The 19,656-nt window shown below is 69.7% G+C and carries 15 protein-coding genes and 1 pseudogene; 9 read left to right on the plus strand and 7 right to left on the minus strand.

Translation table 11 applies throughout. The features are described from left to right. The first annotated feature begins 319 nt into the window (after nucleotides 1–319). The 4 genes from ACQEU8_RS19360 to ACQEU8_RS19375 all read left to right on the plus strand — a co-directional run bounded on the left by ACQEU8_RS19360 (nucleotide 320) and on the right by ACQEU8_RS19375 (nucleotide 8,922). Entirely contained in the window at nucleotides 320–3,067 is a 2,748-nt protein-coding gene (locus ACQEU8_RS19360; RefSeq protein ID WP_433102722.1) for an AAA family ATPase, read from the plus strand. Nucleotides 3,068–3,387: 320 nt separating this feature from the next. Beyond that, nucleotides 3,388–4,428 (plus strand): tetratricopeptide repeat protein, encoded by a 1,041-nt coding sequence (locus tag ACQEU8_RS19365; RefSeq protein WP_433102724.1) that lies wholly within the window; start codon nucleotides 3,388–3,390, stop codon nucleotides 4,426–4,428. A gap of 42 nt (nucleotides 4,429–4,470) precedes the next feature. Further along, nucleotides 4,471–5,214: a class I SAM-dependent DNA methyltransferase gene (locus tag ACQEU8_RS19370; RefSeq protein WP_433102726.1), complete on the plus strand. Its 744-nt coding sequence runs from the start codon at nucleotides 4,471–4,473 to the stop codon at nucleotides 5,212–5,214. Nucleotides 5,215–5,496: 282 nt separating this feature from the next. Further along, nucleotides 5,497–8,922, plus strand: coding sequence for an NACHT domain-containing protein (locus ACQEU8_RS19375; protein WP_433102728.1), 3,426 nt, complete (start codon nucleotides 5,497–5,499; stop codon nucleotides 8,920–8,922). Between the two features lie 666 nt (nucleotides 8,923–9,588). On the opposite strand, the gene ACQEU8_RS19380 is transcribed toward ACQEU8_RS19375, so the two are convergent. Next, nucleotides 9,589–10,446, minus strand: a complete 858-nt coding sequence (locus ACQEU8_RS19380) for an MBL fold metallo-hydrolase (protein WP_433102730.1) — start codon at nucleotides 10,444–10,446, stop codon at nucleotides 9,589–9,591. A 15-nt stretch (nucleotides 10,447–10,461) separates the two neighbouring features. Between ACQEU8_RS19380 and ACQEU8_RS19385 the strand changes: the two genes are divergently transcribed. Beyond that, nucleotides 10,462–10,722 carry a hypothetical protein gene (locus ACQEU8_RS19385; protein ID WP_433102732.1) on the plus strand — a complete coding sequence of 87 codons (261 nt, stop codon included), beginning with the start codon at nucleotides 10,462–10,464 and terminating at the stop codon, nucleotides 10,720–10,722. 350 nt (nucleotides 10,723–11,072) lie between these two features. On the opposite strand, the gene ACQEU8_RS19390 is transcribed toward ACQEU8_RS19385, so the two are convergent. Continuing rightward, nucleotides 11,073–12,038: an AraC family transcriptional regulator gene (locus tag ACQEU8_RS19390; RefSeq protein ID WP_433108570.1), complete on the minus strand. Its 966-nt coding sequence runs from the start codon at nucleotides 12,036–12,038 to the stop codon at nucleotides 11,073–11,075. An 82-nt stretch (nucleotides 12,039–12,120) separates the two neighbouring features. Between ACQEU8_RS19390 and ACQEU8_RS19395 the strand changes: the two genes are divergently transcribed. After that, complete coding sequence (locus tag ACQEU8_RS19395) at nucleotides 12,121–12,975, plus strand: NAD(P)H-binding protein (protein WP_433102734.1); 855 nt, start codon at nucleotides 12,121–12,123, stop codon at nucleotides 12,973–12,975. Nucleotides 12,976–13,246: 271 nt separating this feature from the next. After that, entirely contained in the window at nucleotides 13,247–13,831 is a 585-nt protein-coding gene (locus ACQEU8_RS19400; RefSeq protein ID WP_433102736.1) for a TIGR03086 family metal-binding protein, read from the plus strand. Nucleotides 13,832–14,029: 198 nt separating this feature from the next. Here ACQEU8_RS19400 and ACQEU8_RS19405 read toward each other — a convergent pair whose 3' ends face one another. The 4 genes and pseudogenes from ACQEU8_RS19405 to ACQEU8_RS19420 form a co-directional block, all read right to left on the minus strand. Then, nucleotides 14,030–14,512, minus strand: coding sequence for a hypothetical protein (locus ACQEU8_RS19405; protein WP_433102738.1), 483 nt, complete (start codon nucleotides 14,510–14,512; stop codon nucleotides 14,030–14,032). Nucleotides 14,513–14,651: 139 nt separating this feature from the next. Next, a pseudogene (locus ACQEU8_RS19410) lies at nucleotides 14,652–15,202 on the minus strand (hypothetical protein). A 215-nt stretch (nucleotides 15,203–15,417) separates the two neighbouring features. Then, complete coding sequence (locus ACQEU8_RS19415; protein ID WP_433102740.1) at nucleotides 15,418–15,855, minus strand: DUF6196 family protein; 438 nt, start codon at nucleotides 15,853–15,855, stop codon at nucleotides 15,418–15,420. Nucleotides 15,856–16,045: 190 nt separating this feature from the next. Next, nucleotides 16,046–16,621, minus strand: a complete 576-nt coding sequence (locus tag ACQEU8_RS19420) for a TetR/AcrR family transcriptional regulator (RefSeq protein WP_433102742.1) — start codon at nucleotides 16,619–16,621, stop codon at nucleotides 16,046–16,048. A 105-nt stretch (nucleotides 16,622–16,726) separates the two neighbouring features. On the opposite strand from ACQEU8_RS19420, the gene ACQEU8_RS19425 reads away from it, so the two are divergent. Beyond that, entirely contained in the window at nucleotides 16,727–18,502 is a 1,776-nt protein-coding gene (locus tag ACQEU8_RS19425) for an ABC transporter ATP-binding protein (protein ID WP_433102744.1), read from the plus strand. A 305-nt stretch (nucleotides 18,503–18,807) separates the two neighbouring features. On the opposite strand, the gene ACQEU8_RS19430 is transcribed toward ACQEU8_RS19425, so the two are convergent. Continuing rightward, the gene (locus ACQEU8_RS19430; RefSeq protein WP_433102746.1) at nucleotides 18,808–19,176 is read right to left on the minus strand and encodes a hypothetical protein; all 369 of its coding nucleotides are present in this window, start codon (nucleotides 19,174–19,176) and stop codon (nucleotides 18,808–18,810) included. A gap of 222 nt (nucleotides 19,177–19,398) precedes the next feature. On the opposite strand from ACQEU8_RS19430, the gene ACQEU8_RS19435 reads away from it, so the two are divergent. After that, complete coding sequence (locus tag ACQEU8_RS19435) at nucleotides 19,399–19,623, plus strand: hypothetical protein (protein WP_433102748.1); 225 nt, start codon at nucleotides 19,399–19,401, stop codon at nucleotides 19,621–19,623. Nucleotides 19,624–19,656: the final 33 nt, after the last annotated feature.

The following is a 19,656-nucleotide window of genomic DNA, read 5'->3' on the forward strand; positions in this document are numbered from 1 at the left end:
CATGAGGCCGGGCAGGGCCACCTCTCCGGTGACTCGATGCACCACGACTGCTCTGCGCCCTATCTGAATCGGAACGACCCACGCAGTTGACCAGTGACTCAGCCCAGAGCTGACTCCGGGCTTTCGAGTCATCCCAAGGGGGGCTCTCTCCAGCCGCGGCTACTTCTCAGCCACCGGCATGCTCCAACCTCTGCCTCTGCGACTGAAACCTCAGCCCCCCCTCGACCGTGCCGCGGCCCAGGCGGCATGCCGGAATCAGTAGGCTGGGCCCATGAGAGCCCATGGCCGACCCATTGAGCCCCGGCATTGAGGGGTGTGTATGGAAGAGTCGCGCGGCCATCGGTTCATCGGGCGTGCCGGTGAGCTGAGACTTCTGCGGCAGGCAGCACGGGACGCCGCCCGGGGATGTCCCCGGGTGGTCCTCGTCTCGGGCACAGCAGGTTTGGGGAAGACGGCCCTCGTCGACCATTTCGCGTACGGAGCCGAGAAGGAACTCACCGTCGTCCGTGGGTGGGACGTCCCGCCGAAAACGGATCTGCCCTTCTACACGGTCACCGGGGTCCTCGCCGACCACGGCGGGGAGAACTCGGCACAGCACAACTACGCCCCCTCAGGCACACAGCCCTCGGTGATGAGCATGGGTCAGGCGGTCATCGGCCTGCTCGACTCGCTGCAGGAGACCGGTCCGGTGCTCTTCGTGCTGGACGACGCCCACAGAATCGATCCCGAATCCCTGCAGGCGATCGGTTTCGCCCTGCTGCGCCAAGGCGCCGAGCGCGTACTGACCGTAATCTGCACCCAGCACGCTGCCCGGACCGTGCGTGACATGGGCCTGACCGACCTGGTGCCGGCAGTCGACCGCGTCGAGCTGTCCGGGTTCTCTCTGATCGAAACACAGGACTTCGTCGAGGACCGCACTTCCCGGCCGCACTCCGCGGAGCAACTGCGCGACCTCGCCGTGTGGAGCCACGGCAATCCGCTGTACCTGGAAGCCGCACTCGGGGCCTTCGGCGGGCGGCCACCCGAGGACCCGGCCACCATCCAGGTGCCCGCCTCCCTCAGCGAAGCCGTCGGCGCGTGGTCCCGTTCCTTCCCCGCGGGGAGTCGAGCGATCCTCGACATGCTCGCCGTCCTCGACGCCCCGGCCAGCGTTCCGCTGCTCGGCCAGTTGCTCGGCTCGGACACCGTCGGTGCGGACGCCGACGTCCTGGTGGAACAGCACGCTGCCATGTGGGTGCCGGAAAGTGTGCCAACACTCCAACTGGTGCACGCCGGGCAGCGGGACGCGTTGTACGCGGCCATCCCCCGACCGGAGCGCAACCGCATGCATCTGCGCGCTGCCGCGTCGCTGGAGCCACCGGTCAGCTGGCGTCACCAAGTGGCGGCGGCGGAGTCCTATGACGCGTCTCTGGCAGCGAAGTTGCGCAACGCGGCTCTGCACGAGGCGCAGGCCGGGCATGCGGCACTGGCCGCCGAGTACCTGCTGGCCTCGTCCGAGGTCGACCCGGAGGGTGAGCGCAGGCAGGACGATCTGCTCTCCGCGGTACGGCTCCAGGCCATGGGGGGTCAGCACCGCACGGTGCTGCGCCATGAGGAGAGGGTGCTCCGGTCCGCTGCGGGGCCGCAGCGGGACGAGGCTCTGGGCCTGCTCAGCCTCGCGAAGGGCAAAGACTCCCTTGCCGGCTCATATCTGAGGCGCGCCTGCGACGCCTTCGCCGCACGCGGTGACCTGGCCGCCGCGGCCTCTGCGGCGTCCGAGCTCGGCGTGGCGGAAGGTTCTCTCGGGCTGGGACGGCAGACATTGAGCACCTCGGAGTATGCGCTGCGGCACGCGACAGAGGAATCGGCACGGGGTCTGGCCGAGGCCAATCTCGCGTACGGGCACGCACTCATCGGCGGCCCGGCCCGGGGCCTGCGGTACCTCGAGCACCTCCACGAGGTCCCCTCCCGCGTACCCGACACCCACACCGACGCCCTCATCTACCGCGGAGTGTTCCGCGGCCTGTCGGGCGATCTGACCGGCGCGGTCGCGGACCTGACGACGGCGGCCCGGCGGCGCAGCATCGGGGTGTCGAGGATCAGCAGTGTCTCAGCGCTGACCCACAGCATCTGGTGTCACTTCATGCTGGGTGAGTGGCCCGAGGCACGCCGTACCCTCTCCGTCGCGCTGGATATCGCGCACACCTCGGGACGCCCGTCAGACTTCTTCGCCCTCAACTGCTTCATCGCCGTCCTGCACGCCTTCACCGGCCGTTTCGACGAGGCCCGGGCGGCGCTGCGGGACGCGCACGCGTTGGAAGTGTCGGCGGACTTCGCGGGCCCGGACTTCCATCTGGCCATGACCCAGGCGTTCGTGGGATTCGCCGCGGGCGACTATGCCGAAGCAGCCGCGCTGATCGAGCCCGTGGTAGCCATGCCCGTCAACGAGAGCCGCTCACGCCTGTACGCCGTCCGGCACATGCCCGTGCTCGGACTGGCGTACGCCCGCAGGGGGGACACCGACCGGGCGCGTTCGGTACTGCGCGGTCTGGAAGCGGCGGAGCCCCACGGCGCGCTCCTGCCCGTCGTGGCCCAATGGCTCAGGGGCACCATTGCCGCCGCTGACGGCGACCCGGAAGCCGCTGTACGTTCGTTCACGGCCGGCCTGGCCGTGGCCCCGGACGGCGGCGACCCTCTGGTGCACAAGGCGGCCATGGAACATGACCTGGGCGCCGTACTGCTGGACACCGGGGACACCGAAGGGGCCCGCCGGCATCTGAAGGCCGCCGAGAGGGTGTTCGCGCGCCTGGGGGCGGAGCCGGCTCGGCAGCGGTGCCGCGCCCTGCTGGACGGCCTCGACACCCCGTCGGCGCCGGCCGCTGAGGAAACGGGTTTCTGGACCACGATGTCGGACCGGGAACGAGACATCGCCAACCTGGTTGCCCGCGGCTGGACGAACCGGGAGATCGCCGTGCAGTTGTATATCAGCGTCAAGACGGTCGAATACCACCTGAGCAACATCTACGCGAAGAACGACATCGAGGGCAGGCGACAGCTCCGCGACTTGATGCAATCCCGCCACACGTGAGCGAGGACGGCCGCGCGGGGTGCCTCTTGGGACCTTGGCGAGTGCGGCTCGGGTGGCGGGTGGAGGTTGTGCAGGTAGGGGTCAGCTACGCCGACGGCTCGTCGGCTGGAGCAATGAGAGGACCTCGCGCTTGCGCCGGGGCCCGTCCGACCGGGCGGAGCGCCGACCCCGAAGATCCCCTACGTCCTGATGACGACGCCCACCACCACCCGTGGGACCGCAGAGGGACAGCGGAACCCTTACGCGGACGGATTCGGCGCGCCCTGGCGCCGCATAACTTCGTGTCCGGACCACGAAGTTGATCGAGAGGCCAGGGATCGATGTACGGCACGGCATTCGCACCCGAGTACCAGGGCGCGCTGGGCGAGAAGCTGGACGTGAACACCTCCTACGAGGACGTGCTCGCGGCGGCCCGCAGCGCCCTCGCCGACGCGGACACCGCTTTGGACCGGGCCCGCGCCGCACTCGCGCTCGCCGAGGCCCATCGACGCCTCGGCCAGGTCGAGGACGCGCAAGCCGCCTGGCGTACGAGCTACCGCAGCGCGCGCACCGCGGGCGATCCGGACGCCATGGCCTGGGCCTTGTGGAGCGGCGGCACCCTCGCCCGCCAGTGCGGCCGGCTTGCTCTGGCTCGACGCCTGCTGACCTGGGCAGTCACCCTGGCCACCGAGGGCCGCGACCGGCTCGCCCACGGCTACGCACTCGCCGGGCTCGCTGAGACGGGCCGTATCCAGGGCGATTACGCGGCCGTCGCCGAGCTCCACGAACGCCTCCTGGAGCAGGCGCGTAAGCACGGCGAGGCCCGCCACATGGTGTGGGCGATGTCCGGGATCGCCCAGATGCACCGCAACCAGGGCGATCACCGCAAGGCACTTGAGCTCTTCGAGGAGGCCGCCCGCATCGCCGGCGAGACGGGAGACGCCCGGGGACGCGCCTGGTCCTTGCGCGGGGTCGCCGACGTCCTGTCGCTGCGCGGCGACCCGGACCGGGCCCTGGCTCTGCTGACGGAGGCCGAGGTGACCTTCCGCAGCATGGATCTGACCAGCGCGCTCGCCTACAACCACAAGATGCGCGGAAACGTCCTCTTCCGGGCCGGATGGTACGAGGCGGCACGCGCCACGTACGGCATCGCCCTGGAGGAGTTCAACGCGATACGCGAGCCGCGCGGTGCGGCCCTCTCCCGTCTCGGTCTCGTGAGGGCCCGCGCCCGCCTGGGCCGTGAGCGGGACGAGACCCTCACCGAACTCGCCGACTTGGACGCCGTTTTCGCACGCATCGGCCTGAAGGCCGCACGGGAGACCGTCGCCGCGATCCGGGCCGAGTTGCTGGCGGAGACGACACCGGTGGCGGTCCAGAGGTAAATGCGTCGACAGCGCCCTCCGTGCCCGGCAAAGTGGCCGTCCGTGACGAGCAGTGAGCTGTGGCCTCGAGCGACCGCCGACCGCTACGACGCCGAGGAGACCGAAATGTCCTCGGCCGCGGTTCTCGGACCGACTCTCGACTTCCTCGCCGCACTCGCCGGAGACGGCGGCCGGGCACTGGAGTTCGCCATCGGAACCGGACGAGTGGGCGTCCCGCTCCGCGAACGCGGCGTGCCGGTTGCGGGCATCGAACTGTCCGAGCACATGGCAGCGGTCCTACGACGCAAGATCGACGCGGACACGCTCCCGGTCACCATCGGGGACATGGCCACAACGGTCGTCCCCGGCGAGTTCACCCTCGTCTATCTCGTGTACAACACGATCACGAATCTGCTCACGCAGGACGAGCAGGTCGAGTGCTTCCGCAATGCCGCGCGTCATCTGGGGTCCGGCGGCCGGTTCGTCATCGAGCTGGGCGTGCCGCCGCTGCGGTTCCTGCCGCCCGGCCAGGTCGCGGTGCCGTTCGACGTCTCCGAGCAGCATCTCGGCTTCGACACCTTCGACCTGGTCGAGCAGATTCTCGTCTCGCACCACTTCACCCGCGACGGCGACGACGGCCGCTACCGCCGCAGCAACTCTCGGCACCGGTACGCCTGGCCGGCGGAACTCGACCTGATGGCACGGATCGCCGGGCTCGAACTGGAACGGCGCGTCGCAGACTGGGACGGAGCGCCGTTCACCCAGGACTCCGCGAAGCACATCTCCGTGTGGCGCAAGCCGAGCTGAGTCCTGCAGGTCTTCCTCCCCCTCCCCGGCTATCGGACGGGTCGGGACGGGGCGCAGTTGCTACTGCTGCAGCGTTCGAAGGTGTTACGGCGCTGGTGCACGCCCTGGTTCGAAGGGGCGTCCCCGGCCCGTGTATGACGCACCGCGCGTACGCAGAGCCGTCCGGGTTTTCCACAGGCCGATACGGCGGTCTCGGACGCGATCTAGAATTCCTGCGAGCGAGTTCAGTGGTTTCCCGGAAGAGGGGGATGCGCGGTGAAGCCAGCGGCGGGCGAAGGTGCTGTGCGGGAGAGCATCGCCCGCCGCGTCGAGAAGCTGCGCACCGCCGTGCAGCCGGCCCCTCCGCGGAACGAGGGCGACCGGTCGACGCCGGTGTCCGCTCTGCTCGACCTCGACGACGAGCAAGCGCTCTGGCTTCTGGCAGAGGAGTTGGTGCGCTATGCCTCGCTCACCGCGGGTGTGAAGTCGGCCGGTGAAGCGACTGTCTCCGCATCCGGTGGGCCCGCCGAGCACGGTGGAGCGACCCCGGCCACGGAGCGTGCTCGCCGCTGCGAGGTGAGAGTGACCCTGCTCGACGACGCCGTCGAGGCCGGGGCGGCGGCGACGGTCCACTTTGAGCTCGACGCGCCGCCGACGCACCTCCTTCGTGCGGACCCGGCCGATGATGACCGCTTACTCATCGTCGCCACCCCCACGGACAGCGACACCGTGACACCTGCCTCACAGCCGTACTCCGTGGGCAAGGAAGGGACCGGGGCCGTCGATTTCACCTTCACCCCGGCCGAGCACGGCGACCGGCCGCTGCGTCTGACGGTCTACGACCGCGAGTTCGGTACCCCGCTCCAGGAGGTCACCGCGACGGTTCCGGTCGCCATGGGGCAGCGGGACATCACCCGGGCTGTAGCACACGCCCTGCGCGGACTCCGCGACATCGAACTCACCGTCGGGGACATGCAGGAGCGGCCGCCGGCCGAGGTCGCCGCGAGTTGGACACGCCTCGTCCCGCCTTCGCAGTTCGGCCTGTCCGCCGACGGAGCCGAGAGGTACGGCCTCGCGCTGAGGGCCGCGTGCGACCAGATCGCCCTGCAGCTCGCCGAGACCGAGGAACCACTGCGCACGGCGGGCTTCGACCGGGCGGGCGTCATCCGGCGCCTTGCCCAGCCTTCCGTGGCCGCGCAGATCGACCTGCTGTTCGTCCCCCATGAGGTCGACGCGCACAGACAGCCGCTCCGGCTCCTCGTCGACTTCCAGGGAGAGCGGAACGCCCTGAATGCGCGCGACCTGCGTTCACTGGCCGGTGACCTGGCGCGGCGAGCCGTGAACGACCCCGGGGAACGGCCCGTCGCCCGAGACGAGGAATCCGCCGTAGCCGACGCCCTCGCCCGCACCCTGGCCGTCCTGGGCGAGCTGGAGATGAGCGCCACGGAGGCCCTCGCGTCGCGGCCGGAGCGCCTCGCGCAGCTGTTGAAGTCCGCGGTTCCCGACGCCGGCCCGGCGCTGACCGAGCGCGGGGCGCTCGTCTACGACCTGCTCGTGGACAGCACGGCGCAGCACGTTGTGGATTCCCTCGCCCGGCGCGTCACGTTCGCAAGGGGGAGCCTCGCCGAACAAGGCCAACGCTTCGCCGAGCTCCGAAGCCGGCTCGACGAACTACGGAACAGGCCCCAACGCCCGGTCCACCGTGACGAGACCAGCAGCGTGGACGCCGAGTTCGAGGAACAGTACGCGCGGGACATCACCGGAGCCCTCGGCCAGCTGACCCTCCACGGCATCGACCTCCACCACACTCCGGACTCCTGGCCCCTGGACGCCGCCTACCTCGGCCTGCGGTGCGAGCTGCCCGACAGCGAGGGCTCCGCGCCGATCCCGGTGGAGCGGGCCATGGCGGGGCTGACCCGGATCTTCCTCTGCGGCGAGGCGGGTTCCGGCAAGACGGCACTCGTCCAGTGGCTCGCCGTTTCCTCGGTCCAGCGCAAACTACCGCCTCCGCTCTCTCCTTTGCACGGGCGGATCCCCTTCGTCGTTCCGGTGCGGCGCCTTCCGCCCGAAGGGTTCCCGCTGCCCTCCGACCTCCTGGCCGCGATCGGATACGCGGGCGAGGGCACACTGCCCGCCGCATGGGTGGAGCGGGTGCTCGCAGAGGGCCGCGCGCTGCTGCTCATCGACGGCGTGGATGAAGCACCGGCGAGTGAGCGGCAGCGGCTGAGGCAACGGCTGCGCGGGTGGATCGGCATGTACCCCGGCAACGTATGGCTGGTCACCGCCCGGCCGTCCGCCGTGCATGACGGCTGGCTGTCTCCCCTGGGCTTCAGGCAGCTGCTGCTGGCGCCCATGAGTCGCGACGAGGTGTCGGACTTCGTCCGGCGCTGGCATCACGGGGCCGGGCGGGAGCCGTCCGCCGACACGGACCGGCTGGCGGCTCACGCGGACGACCTCGTCCGCGCGCTGCACACCACGCGCCACCTGGGCCGGCTCGCCACCAGTCCGCTGGTGTGCGGGATGCTCTGCGCTCTGCATCGGGAACGCGGTGGCAGCCTTCCGACCAGCCGCAAAGAGCTGTACAACGCCGTCTTGCCCATGCTCCTCGAACGCCGGGACTCCGAGCGGGACATCACCCGCGCCGATGAGGTTCAGCTGCCGTTGGAGCCCAAAGTTCTGCTCCTCCAGTCGCTGGCACACCGGATGCTGGTCGAGGACCTGTCGGAGCTGGGCAGGCACTCGGCTGTCGACGTCCTTGAACGGCGTCTTCCCGCACTGCCGGACGTCCCGGACGAGATCAAGACCGAGCACGTGTACCGCCATCTGCTCGACCGGACCGGTGTGCTGCGTGAACGCTTGCCCGGCACTGTGGAGTTCGTCCACGACGCGTTCCGGGATCATCTGGCGGCGCAGGAAATCGTGCGGCGGCACGATTTCGACCTGCTGCTCGACAACGCGCACCGCCCCGAATGGGAGGACGTCGTCCTGATGGTGGCGGCGCATGCCCGCCCCGACGAGTGCGCACGTCTGCTGAACGGATTGCTCGGGGCGTATTCCGGCCAGCGGGGAGCACAACGCCTTCGCCGCAAACTCCTGGCCCTCGCTTGCCTGGAGCACGTCCGGGAACTCGATCCCGAGATCCGCGCCCGGGTGCGGCGGTACGGCGGTGGCCTGATTCCGCCCACCAGCGCGGCGGCCGCTCGCGCCCTGGGATGGGTCGGTCCTCTCGTACTCGAACTGCTCCCGGATCCCACGACCGCTTCAGACGCGCAGGCGTACCTCCTCGCCGTCACCGGCACCTCCATCGGCGACGACATGGCGATCGACTATCTGGCGCTTCTGCGCGACCGCCGAAGCCACGCCATCCGCACCCAGCTGGCACAAGGCTGGCGCCGCTGCGACACGGACCGCTACGCCCGGGAAATCATCGCCCACCTGGACGACACCGACCTGTACTTCCCCGTCTCCGACCTCGCGGAGCTGCGCGCGCTGGCCGCACTCGGCGGCCGCGCCAAGGTACAGGTCGTGGGCCCGCTCACGCCCACCGAGCTGACCGCCCATCTCTCCGCCGAACGTCTGACCCACCTGTGGCTGTCCGAGAGCGTCGGAGCATCACTGGAATGGTTGCGGGCCTTTCCCCGCCTGCGTGAGTTGCGCGTCGGTAACCGTCTGCCCCTGGTGACCGGTGTGCCCGCAGGCGTCCACATCGTTCAGGAGCAACATGGCTGACCTACGGCGAAGCGGGAGGAAGAGCTGAGCCGTCGTGCCGACGGGTCTGGCCGCCAGCACAGTTCATGACGCGGGTGGCGGCTTCGCCGCGCTCCCGGATGAGCCCGTTCACCGCCGCCCGCGGCACCTCACCATGCGCTTCGGCAAGCGCGGTTCGGGGTTGCCGGGTGCTGCTCTTCGGCAGCGCCGTGGAGGCCACACCGGGGGCACACACGAGGCCGTGCTGGAAAAGAGCCCCGGAGAGGTCGATCAACTGGCCGACAGGCTCCGTCGCGCATGGTACGACCACTTCACCTGCTACGAGCCGGCCCCGGGCTGCTTTCCCTATACGGACGCCGTCAATCCGGCCGACATGGCCGATGAGGAACTCGTCCGGGCCATGGACGCGTTGCACGAGGCCGGATACAACCAGCCTGCTGGGGCTGGTGGAGGGAAGAACCCTCGCAATGGTCGAGGCTGCGGACCCAACTGGAGTGTCTCCTGCGCAAGGACGGGATGCTCATCCGCTTCGAATCCCGCGATCACCACTTCCCGTGGCCCATGCTGTGTCTGCCTCCCCGCCCGGACGACGCTGCGGACCACAGCCGCCGTCGTCGACGACGAGACCGCCGGGGCATTGGGACGTCTGCACGCCCTCGCGGCCTGGCCGGCGCCGAACGGCCGCGATCACGCCGAGAGGAACGGCTCCGTCAAGTGCGGTGTCGCCAGGTGCAGCTTGGTGGCGGTTTCGGGGGCGAGCATGCGCTTCCTCGAGTGCCTGGCCGCCTCAGGGTCGGCTTCGTGTGCGTAGGCGAGCTCGGGGTGGAGCAGCTGGAGCGCGTGCACCAGGAGGTCGCCGGTGACGAGCACCAGCTCGCGCCCGTCGGCGACCAGCACGCTCTGGTGTCCGGGCGTATGACCTGGCGTGGCGACCGCGCGCCCGGCGCGCAGCGGCGTGTCCCCGTCGAGTAGCCGGAGCCGACCGGCGGCCGCGAGCGGGTCGGTGAGGGTCTCGCGAAGCTGCGGATTGAGCGCGTCGAGGACGTCGAACTCGGCCCGCTGGAGCAGGTATTCGGCGTTCGGGAAATAGGGGCGGCGGCCGCTGGTCGAGGTGTTGCCGTCCATCGCGCCGCCCCCTGATGGGACGGCCGCCTCGGTCACGACCGCCCACCCGACGTGGTCGGTGTGCAGATGTGTGAGCACCACGGTGTCGACTTCGGCCGGGTCGATGCCCGCGGCGGCGAGCGACTCGGGGAGCACACCGGGCACGGGTGCCCACGAGCCGGCCGGGCTGTCCGCCGGACCGATTCCGGCGTCCACGACGGTGAGGCCCTTGTCGCCGCGGATCGCGTACGCGCGAAACTGGAGCCGCCAGCGGCCCTCGGCGTCGACCGCCCCCGGGTCGTAGCGGTCGGCCTCGGCCCACTGTGCGGCCGTGGCCTCGGGGAATGCCTCGGCGCGCGGGGAGAAGAACGGGCCCTCACCGTCAGCGAGGGCGATGACCTCGGTCGAGCCGATCCAGAGGCGGGGAACGCTGAGGGACATGGCCGCGATCCTGCCATGCTGGGCGCCTCGCCTGTCATCCGTTCGGCGCAGGCAGCATCGGTCTGGCCTTCGCTGCACCCGCCCAGTCCGCAGAAGCGTTGCGGCGAGTGCTTCGAGGCCGCGTCGGCCGCCGAGTTGGCCGAGGGGCGGGAACCGGAGCTGGACCGGATCGCCTTCGCGGGCTCCTCGCGGGAGCTGGCCGACCTGAGCGGTCCGCATGCTGACTACCTGAACCGGTCGTGGGCCGATACACCGACGCTGGGGGCTGAGAGCTGAGAGGCATCAGTGCCTCGGTCAGGTGCCGGCCGGGAAGTCGCGTGCTCTTTCGTCCAGTTCGGCGGCGTACCGCGGGCCCGCAGGCGAGGTCCGTACGCATGCGGCGGACGGCCTTCCGCGTACGGACGGACGGAGCGTACTCCGTTCATGGTCGAGGGCGACGATCCGGGCTTAGGTTGTGGCGAGGCGGGCGGCGGCCAGTTCGTACTGTCCGGCGGCAGCCCGGTGGTCGCCGAGGGTCTCGTGGACTTTGCCCGGTGCGGGAGCAGGTCGAGAGCCGAGCCTGAGGCGACCCGAAGCCGCCTGCGGGCACCTACTTGCCAGAGCGCCGTGCGTGCCGCGTTCCGGAGTCAAGGACGATTGCGGGCGTGGGCGCGGTAGCGTTGCGGACTGACCCCACGGGCTCGCTTGAAAGCGGCGCTGAGCGCGAACCCGCTGCCATAACCGACCTGACGGGCGACGGTGTCAATGGTGGCGTCCGACTCCACGAGCAGGTCGGCGGCAACGTCGATTCGCCATCCGGTGAGGTATGCCATGGGCGGCATGCCGACGAGATCGGTGAAGCGGCGCGCCAGCGTCGCTCGGGACACCCCGGCCTCCCGGGCGAGCGCGGCCACCGTCCAGGAATGGCCCGGGTCACCGTGGATGAGGCGTAGGGCGGACCCGACGACGGGATCCCCGTTGGCTCGGTACCAGGCAGGCGCGTCGGCATCCGGCCGGTTGAGCCATTCGCGGAGGCTGCCGACCAGCAGGACGTCCAACAGCCGTTCGAGCACGAGGCCTTGGCCAGGCTCATTTCGTACGGTCTCCTCGGCGAGCAGCGACACCAGCGCGGTTTCGATGTCGGCCGTGGGGATGATCAGCAGCGGCGGCAACACACGGAGCAGGCGTGTTGCGATCTCGCCCGGTCCCGAGTACTTGCCGATCAGCAGCGCCGACGATCCATCCGCGCCGTCCTCGTGGGCTCGCTCGCCGTTGACCCAGGTGCGTACACCCATGTCCGCGGCCTCGGGCAGTTCTTCACCGGCTGCGGTCGTCCGTCGGGGACCGGGCTGAACGACCACCTGGATCGGAGTGCGGGGGTCATCGGCGAAGGTGAACACGTCCGGGCCACGCATCATCGCGATGTCGCCTGCGCCCAGGCGTACGGGATCACCTGCGCTGGGCAGGACCCAGGGCCTCCCTCGCAGGACGGCCACCAGGTTGAGGGGCGCCCTGTCCCGCACCTGCACCGACCATGGCGGGTGCAGGATGGTTCGCAGCACGAACGTCCCCCTTGCCCTGGCTCCGTCGAGCAGGATCGAGAGGGGGTCCACCGGCACAGGATAAGACGCACCATTATGGGCCTGCGAGCCTCGACCATGGCCCGGGCCCCGGCGTTCCGGTGGACTGTGGAGCATGACAGCCACTACGCCGACAACGTTGGTCCTCGCGGGGACAGGCAAGACCGGCCGCCGGGTGGTGTCCGGGCTCCGTGCGCGTGACATGCCGGTACGGGTCGGTTCCCGGAGGGCCGAGCCGCCTTTCGATTGGCAAGACGACACCACGTGGGAACCTGCTCTGCGAGGCATGGACTCCGTCTATGTGGCCTTCTACCCTGATGCGGCCTTCCCCGGCGCGGCCGGGGCCGTGGGTTCCTTCGCAGAACTCGCGGTGGCCTGCGGCGTTCGGCATCTCGTCCTGCTTGCTGACCGCGGTGCTGCCGAGGCCGAACGGTGCGAACAGGCAGTGCGGGACTCGGGTGCGGAGTGGACGATCGTGCGGGCGGGGTTCATCACGCAGAACTTCAGCGAGGCGTTCCTCGTCGAACTGGTCCGGGCCGGTGTGGTCGCGCTTCCGGCTGGCGACGTCGCGGAGCCGTTCACCGACGCAGAGGACATCGCGGATGTCGCCGTCGCGGCGCTGACCGAAAGCGGCCATGCCGGCCGGATCCACGAAGTAACCGGGCCTCGGCTGATCACCTTCACCGATGCCGTCGGTGAGATAGCGAGGGCGACCCGCAGGGAGGTTCGCTATCTGCCGGTCACGCCCGAGCAGTTCGTCTCATCACTGACCCGACGAGGCGTATCCGCCGAGTACGCGACACAACTGACCAACCTCATGGTCGAGGTCTTCGACGGCCGCAGGGCCAGCACGACCGATACCGTCGAACGCCTTCTCGGCCGACCGCCCCGCGATTTCACGGAGTATGTCCGCAAGACCGCCGTAACTGGAATCTGGAATGCGCACACAGAGTCTTCTGGTGGAGCCTGACATGCTCGGGAAGTCGCAACAAGGCTCGACCAGGCACGGCCACCGTCGGCCACCGAAGGCTCGGCCGCCACTCCCCCGGGCCCGTACGGCCGACCGCTGACGGCCTCGTCCCCGGATGGCACACCCACTCACGCCGATGAACCGCCCGCAGCATCGAGGACATCGTCCGCACACCTCTGGGAAGCCGCCGGACGCCCGTGGGTCTACGGATCTCTGTCAGGGGCAACTCACCACCGCTGTCCTGTCAGTGGGTCCTTATAGGCTCCCGACCATGACAACAGAGCCGGCCCATGACCCGCGTCCGATCTTCGCCCGGGCACTTGATCAAGCAGGGAAACAGGTCGCGGCGGTGAGTACCGATGAGCTCGGTAACCGCACTCCCTGTGCCGATTACGACGTTCGCGCGCTGCTCGGGCATGTGGTCTCCGTGCTGCACAAGCTCGCCCGTGTCGGCACCGGACGCGATGCGCGCGACATTCCCGATGTAATCGACGGCATAGCCGATGACGTCTGGGCAAGCGCATTCACCCGGGCCCGTAGCGAGGTCGAGCGGGTGTGGGCCGACGACGAGAAGCTCGACCAAATGGTCGAGCTACCGTGGGCCACGCTGCCCGGCCGGGATGTTCTCGACGCCTACACCCACGAGTTCACGGCTCATTCCTGGGACCTCGCACATGCCACCCGGCGGCTCGCCGACCTCGACCCCGACCTTGCCGAGCAGGCACTCGAGGCATTCTCGAAGTTTGCGCCGCCAGAGTCCCGCAGCGAACAGGGCCCGTTCAGCCCGGCCGTACCGGTGCCCGACGACGCCGACGCCTACACCCGGCTGGCCGCCTACCTGGGACGACGACCATAGTCAGCAGCACGTAACCGCGACTTGGGCCAGCAGAACCATCGGCTATCGGACGTGCCTCTTTGCGGACCGACGTGTCGAAGAGGCGTCGCGGACCCGCAGCGGCCGTAGCCGGTGGGGCCGGGTTGGGCGAACTCGACGACGGCGGTGAGGAAGATGCTGGGAAGTCGAAGAGCCGACCGCCTCAGGCAAATGTGCCTATCAGAACATCCCGAGCAAGTAGACGACCGCGAGGGCGATCAGGACGCCCAAGGCCACCACCCCGCCGGCGACCCCGGCCCACAGGGCACCCGTCACGCTCGCCGGTCGCTGTTCCTGCCACCCCAACTCCTCGGCGATGCTCCGGATCAGGCGGTGCCCATCGGCCGACGAGAAGCTGTGCTCGGTTCCGTCCGCGGCTCGGTATCTGGCCTTGTACAGGCTGCGCCCGACGGACGTCTCCGTTCGCTTCCGCACTCCCCCCGGCCCGTACTCAACTGTGCGCACCACGTCCGTCAACGTGTAGACCTTCTCCTCGGCATGCAACTGGACGCGATATGTCCACAGTTTGTCGGTCCGCCGCGGCCCGTGGACGTCCGCCGTCAGATCGAACCCTCGCTCTGTTCGGTCCATCCGGTACGGCGTCCCCGCAACTGCGTCCAGCACCCGCCCGTACAGTTCCTCAGCTGCCCCCATTGCTCCCATGGCGTCGAACGTTAACGATCAAGCAGGGCCCTGTCACTGCCCCGGGGCGGACCGCAGACCTGGCTCCACTCCCACACGTCGTCCAAGAGCTGCCCCGCAATGATCACTCGGAACGTCTTGGCCGGCGGCGATCGTGGAGTCAGTCAAGGCCGGTCGCCCATGCCGTCAGCGCACCAAGTCGTCGACGGCAAGGCCGCATCGGGGGTCGACCCGGTGCAGTAGGGCGGGACCGTCGTGGTGCTCCTTCACCCAGGCGCGATCTGCCTCTGTGATTTCGTCGTCGATCCACGCGAACGCCCGGCCTTTCGCCCACGCGACGATGTCCGGCGTCTTCCAGAACACACCGCCGCCGGGCTCGGCCCGCGGCGAGGACCAGGCGATGAAGGGCAGCTCGGGCAATCCCAGGACCGGAGCGACGAAAGCGTTGGCCTCTTCCTCCCACGTCGTCGCCCACACCAGGTCGAAGGGGAGCGCGTCCAATGCGGGGCCGTGATTCGGGTTGAGCCACACGCGAAGCGGTTTCACCGGCTTGTTCGGCAGCCCCCACTGAGTCAGCCGACGCCGCTCGGCGGCCTCCCAGCGAGGCGTCAGGAGCCGGTGGGTCTCGTATCCCTCAGGCCGTCGGTACGGTTTCGCGGCATACGGATTCAACGGTCCGTCCACGTCCACCAACAGCACTGGGCGCACCAGCTCATCCCCCCTGATCCTGCCTCGCACAGTACCGGCCGATGCCGGCCCGGGTTTCTCAGGGCTTGGACGCCGGGTCACAGACCGTTCGCGAGTTCGGTGAGGAAGTCGGCGTTGGCCGCGGTGTCCTGGCCGAGGATGACCTGGTGGTGCGGGAGGGCAGCGAGGCGGTCGGCGACGGGTGGTGCGGCGAGCTTGGGGAAGAGCTTCGCTCCTGTTTACCGGCCGCCCTCTTCCGCCAGATCCCGCACGTGTGCCACGGCCTCGTCCAGAAGTCGTGCGGGGACGAGCCAGTAGTCGTAAATACCGCCCTGCACGGAGTTGTAGCCGCAGAGCACGGCAACGCCCGTGCCGAGGTGGTCCTTGAGCTCGCCGGCCAGCCAGCCCACGAAGCCGCTGTTGTCGGCGGCTGCCGGGAAGTGGAAGGCGAAGACGCCGAAGACCTCCGACTCATCACCCTGCACCGGTTCGAGGACCGACCAGCTCTCCTCGTCGCGCACCAGAGCCAACGCGTCGGCGGACGGCTGCGGTACCGGCCCTGCGGGGTGCTCGTGGTACGCCCAGTGCCCGGGCAATACCTCGAAGGCGGCCTCCGCCAGCACTCCGCGAAGCCGGTTGCGAGTTTCCTGTGGTGTTTCGTGACTGATGCTGACCATGGGCTGCTCAACCGCGGACACCACCCTGAGATTCCCGCCCCGAGATTCCCGCCCCGGACTCGACGTCACACCACAACGGACGTCGCCACAGACACCACCCGACGACTCCCCGACCCTCCCGGCGCCCTCGTACATCCTGCCGACGTAGGACCAACGCCGGTCGGTACCCGGGATCAGAAACCGACACTGGTTAGGGCGCGATCGCCTTGCGCAGCGTATGCAGGCACAGGGTCATGGCGGTGTGCTTGGACGCTCCGGCGGTGCGGGTGTGCTCCCAGGCCGAGTACAGCAGTGCCCACACCAGATTGCAGACCCACTCCCCGTCCAGCTCGGGATCGATGCTGCCCTCCGCGTGGCCGCGCCGGACCGTGCGCAGGAAGTGCTGGTCGGCGGCGGTCTCCTCGTCCCAGCCGGACCAGGTCGCGAGCTGCGGCGACTCGAACATCAGCGTGAGGCCGTCGCCGAGCTCGAAGTACTCCTGGCAGAGCCGTTCCAGCGCTTTGGCGGCCGGGCCGTCGTCGAGCCGGGCGCGCTCGGTCGCCGCGGCGACCTTCTCCAGGACGTCCGCGCCGATGGCCGCCAGCAGATCGGACCGCTCGGGGAAGTAGCGGTGCACGGTCGTCCGCCCCACGCCCGCCGCTGCCGCGACGTCGCCGAGCGACGCGGTCGGGTCGCCGGCCAGCAGGGCGACGGCGGCGTCGACGATGGCGCGCCGCGTGCGTGTCCGTGTTCCACTCTCAGGCGCCCCTGTCCGCTCCTCGCTCATGCGCCATACGGTAGCGCTCCCTCCACGATGAAAATCGCTTGACCGTTACGGAACAGCAGTGTTCCATTCGGCAGCATGAGTGTTCCGGAAGGTACGTCTTCCAAAGTGTCCATTCCGCGGCTGCGGATCCTCTGGTCGTTCGCTCGTCCGTACTGGCGAGCCCTGGTCCTGGCTCTCGTCCTCGCCCTCGTGGGGTCCGGGATGGGGCTGGCCACGCCGATGGTGACGAAGGGCGTGCTCGACGCGCTCGGCCGCTCCGACTCGCTGCGGGGACCGCTGCTGGCCCTGCTGTTCCTGCTGGTCGTCGGCAGTGCCGTCACGTACTGGCAGTGGACGCTGATCGGCGCTCTGGGGGAGCGCGTGGTGCTCCGGGCCCGCGAGTCGATGGTGCATCGCTTCCTGCGGGCCACGGTGCCCGCGGTCACCCGGCGGCCTCCTGGTGAACTGGTCACCCGTGTCACGTCCGACACGGTCCTGATGCACGAGGCCGCCACCGGCGCCCCGGTCGGCCTGATCAACGCCGTGGTCATGCTTCTCGGGACCCTGGTCCTGATGGGTGTCCTCGACCTGGTGTTGCTGGGCACGGTCGTGGCGGCCGTGGCGGTGCTCGGCGTCCTGTTCGCCGTCTTGATGCCCGGGATCGCGACCGCCCAGCGACGCGCCCAGGACCACTTGGGACGGCTCGGCGGCAACCTGGAGGGCGCACTGCGCGCCATCCGTACGGTGAAGGCCGCCCGGGCCGAGGACCGCACGGCCGAACGCATCGTCGCCGACGCGCGCACCTCCGCCGAGTACGGTATTCGCGCGGTCCGCCGCGAGGCCCTGGCCTGGACGATCGCGGGGGCCGGCATCGAGCTGGCGATCGTCCTGGTCCTCGGCGTGGGCGCGTGGCGGGTATCCGAGGGGACGCTCGAGGTCTCCAGCCTTGTCGCGTTCCTGCTGTACGCGTTCGGGCTGATGGAACCGGTCAGCGAACTCGGCCAGAACGTCACCGCGCTCCAGTCGGGCATCGCCGCGGCGGAACGGATCCGGGAGACGGAGGACCTCCGGACGGAGGGGACGGAGGGCCTCGGGACGGAGGGGACTTTTGGGCGACCCGTACGGCAGTCCCCGGTGCGCGAGACCGCCCGACCGGACACCCCCGTACTGGAACTGCGAGCCGTCACCGCGGCCTACGGACCCGACGCCGAACCGGCCGTGCGCGGTGTCGACCTGGTGATTCCGCGGCGCGGGCACATCGCGATCGTCGGACCGTCGGGAGCGGGCAAGACCACCCTGTTCTCCCTGGTACTGCGCTTCTTGGAACCAACCGGAGGCGAACTGCTCCTGGACGGCCGTCCCTACCGCGACCACACCCACGACGAGATCCGGTCCCGCCTGGCGTACGTCGAGCAGGACACCCCGGTCGTGCCCGGAACGATCCGGGACAACCTGCTGCTGTCCCGCCCCGACGCGACGGACGCGGAACTGCGCCGGGTGCTGGAGGAGGTGCGGCTGGCGGAGAAGGTCGACGCCCTGGACGACGGGCTCGGCACGTCCCTGTCCGGCACGGCCGTCTCGGGCGGCGAGCGGCAGCGCATCGCGCTGGCCCGGGCCCTGTTGCGCGCCCCGGACGTGCTCCTCCTGGACGAGGCGACGGCCCAGCTCGACGGGCTGACCGAGGCCGCCGTCCAGGGGTGTGTCCGCGCCCGCGCGGAGACCGGCGCCGTCGTCACAATCGCCCACCGGCTGTCCACCGTGATCGACGCGGACACCATCGTGGTGCTGGACGGGGGCCGGATACGCGCGCGGGGCAGCCACGACGAGCTGCTCGCCACGGACGCGCTGTACCGGGAGCTGGTGGAGGCCCTGCGCATCTCGGCGGACCCGCAGGCGGTGTGACGAGGCCGCCCGGTTCTGCTCGGTCAGCCCGTACGTGGCGGGCATGCCTGGCGGGTAGGAGCAGCCGGCGGCGTATTTGCCCGTGAGTTCGGCAGCGCGGGTGGCGGTGAAGGGCCCCTGGACGCGCAGCAGTCCGACCGGCTTCATGCGGCGGATGCCGACTGGATGCGGCAGCGGAAGGGGGCCGTAATCGTGCGGGACGCTCTTGCGAGCTCTTCCTCACGTCGGTGCGAGTCGCATATCTCCAGCCCCTGATTTGATGGCGGACCCGGCGGGCTGGCTCAGTTTCTGCGGTCGTGCTGTGGCTATGCGGCCGGGGCCGTCCGGCGGCGCCGGCCCCGGCGTATGTGTATGACAGTGGCGAGTACGGCGGTGGCGGTCCCCCCGGCCACGAACAGCGTGGTCGACACCAGTCGGGCGTTCCGGACGGGCTCGCACACGCGTGTGTGCCACTCGGCTGACTGCTCTGCAACGGCCTTGTCACCCGAGAGAATGGACCCGCACGCCTCCGAGACACTCGCTGTCGGGTCGGCGGGGTCCTGCTGCGCCTGGATATCGGCCAGCGCCGAGACGGCCGAGGCGAGGAGGAACACTGCCGAGGCGGACCACAGGGCAGCACTGATTGCCAGTCTCTTCCACCGCTGCGGGATCTCCCCCGCCCCGGCCTGCGTCATTACCGCTCTTCTTTCTGTTCGATGTTTGCTCGTCTGATGCTTTCTCGGCCTCGGACGCACGCCTACGCACCGACGCCTACGCACCGCCTCATGTCCGAAGACGGCAACTCGACCGCTTGCCCAGCGGCTACAGGGGACCGTAGGCGTGGTCGGTTCGACAGTGCCGATGTTTCGTGCGTTCCAGCCCGGTGCAGGTGGCGCGAGCCCCGCTACCGTACGGGAGTGGAAATTGTCGCCTTTGACTCCTACGGGCTGCCGGCCCTGCGCGGCCGGGGGCCGTTCCAGTTCTTGATCAAAGGCGTGTCGGGGGCGACTCCGGACAGCGGCGTTCTCGTCTACGGACACCACCGTGCAGGCATGTGGGTGGACGACCAGACGCTCGAGTTGGTCTACCGCGATGGCGTCACGCACCCGATCGAGGGGGCTTGTGCATGGAGCCGGCCCTGAGCGAGGCGTGCGCTCTCAAAGGCCAACGTGAGC

This window comes from Streptomyces sp. CA-250714 (assembly GCF_050936705.1).
Taxonomy (GTDB): Bacteria; Actinomycetota; Actinomycetes; order Streptomycetales; family Streptomycetaceae; genus Streptomyces.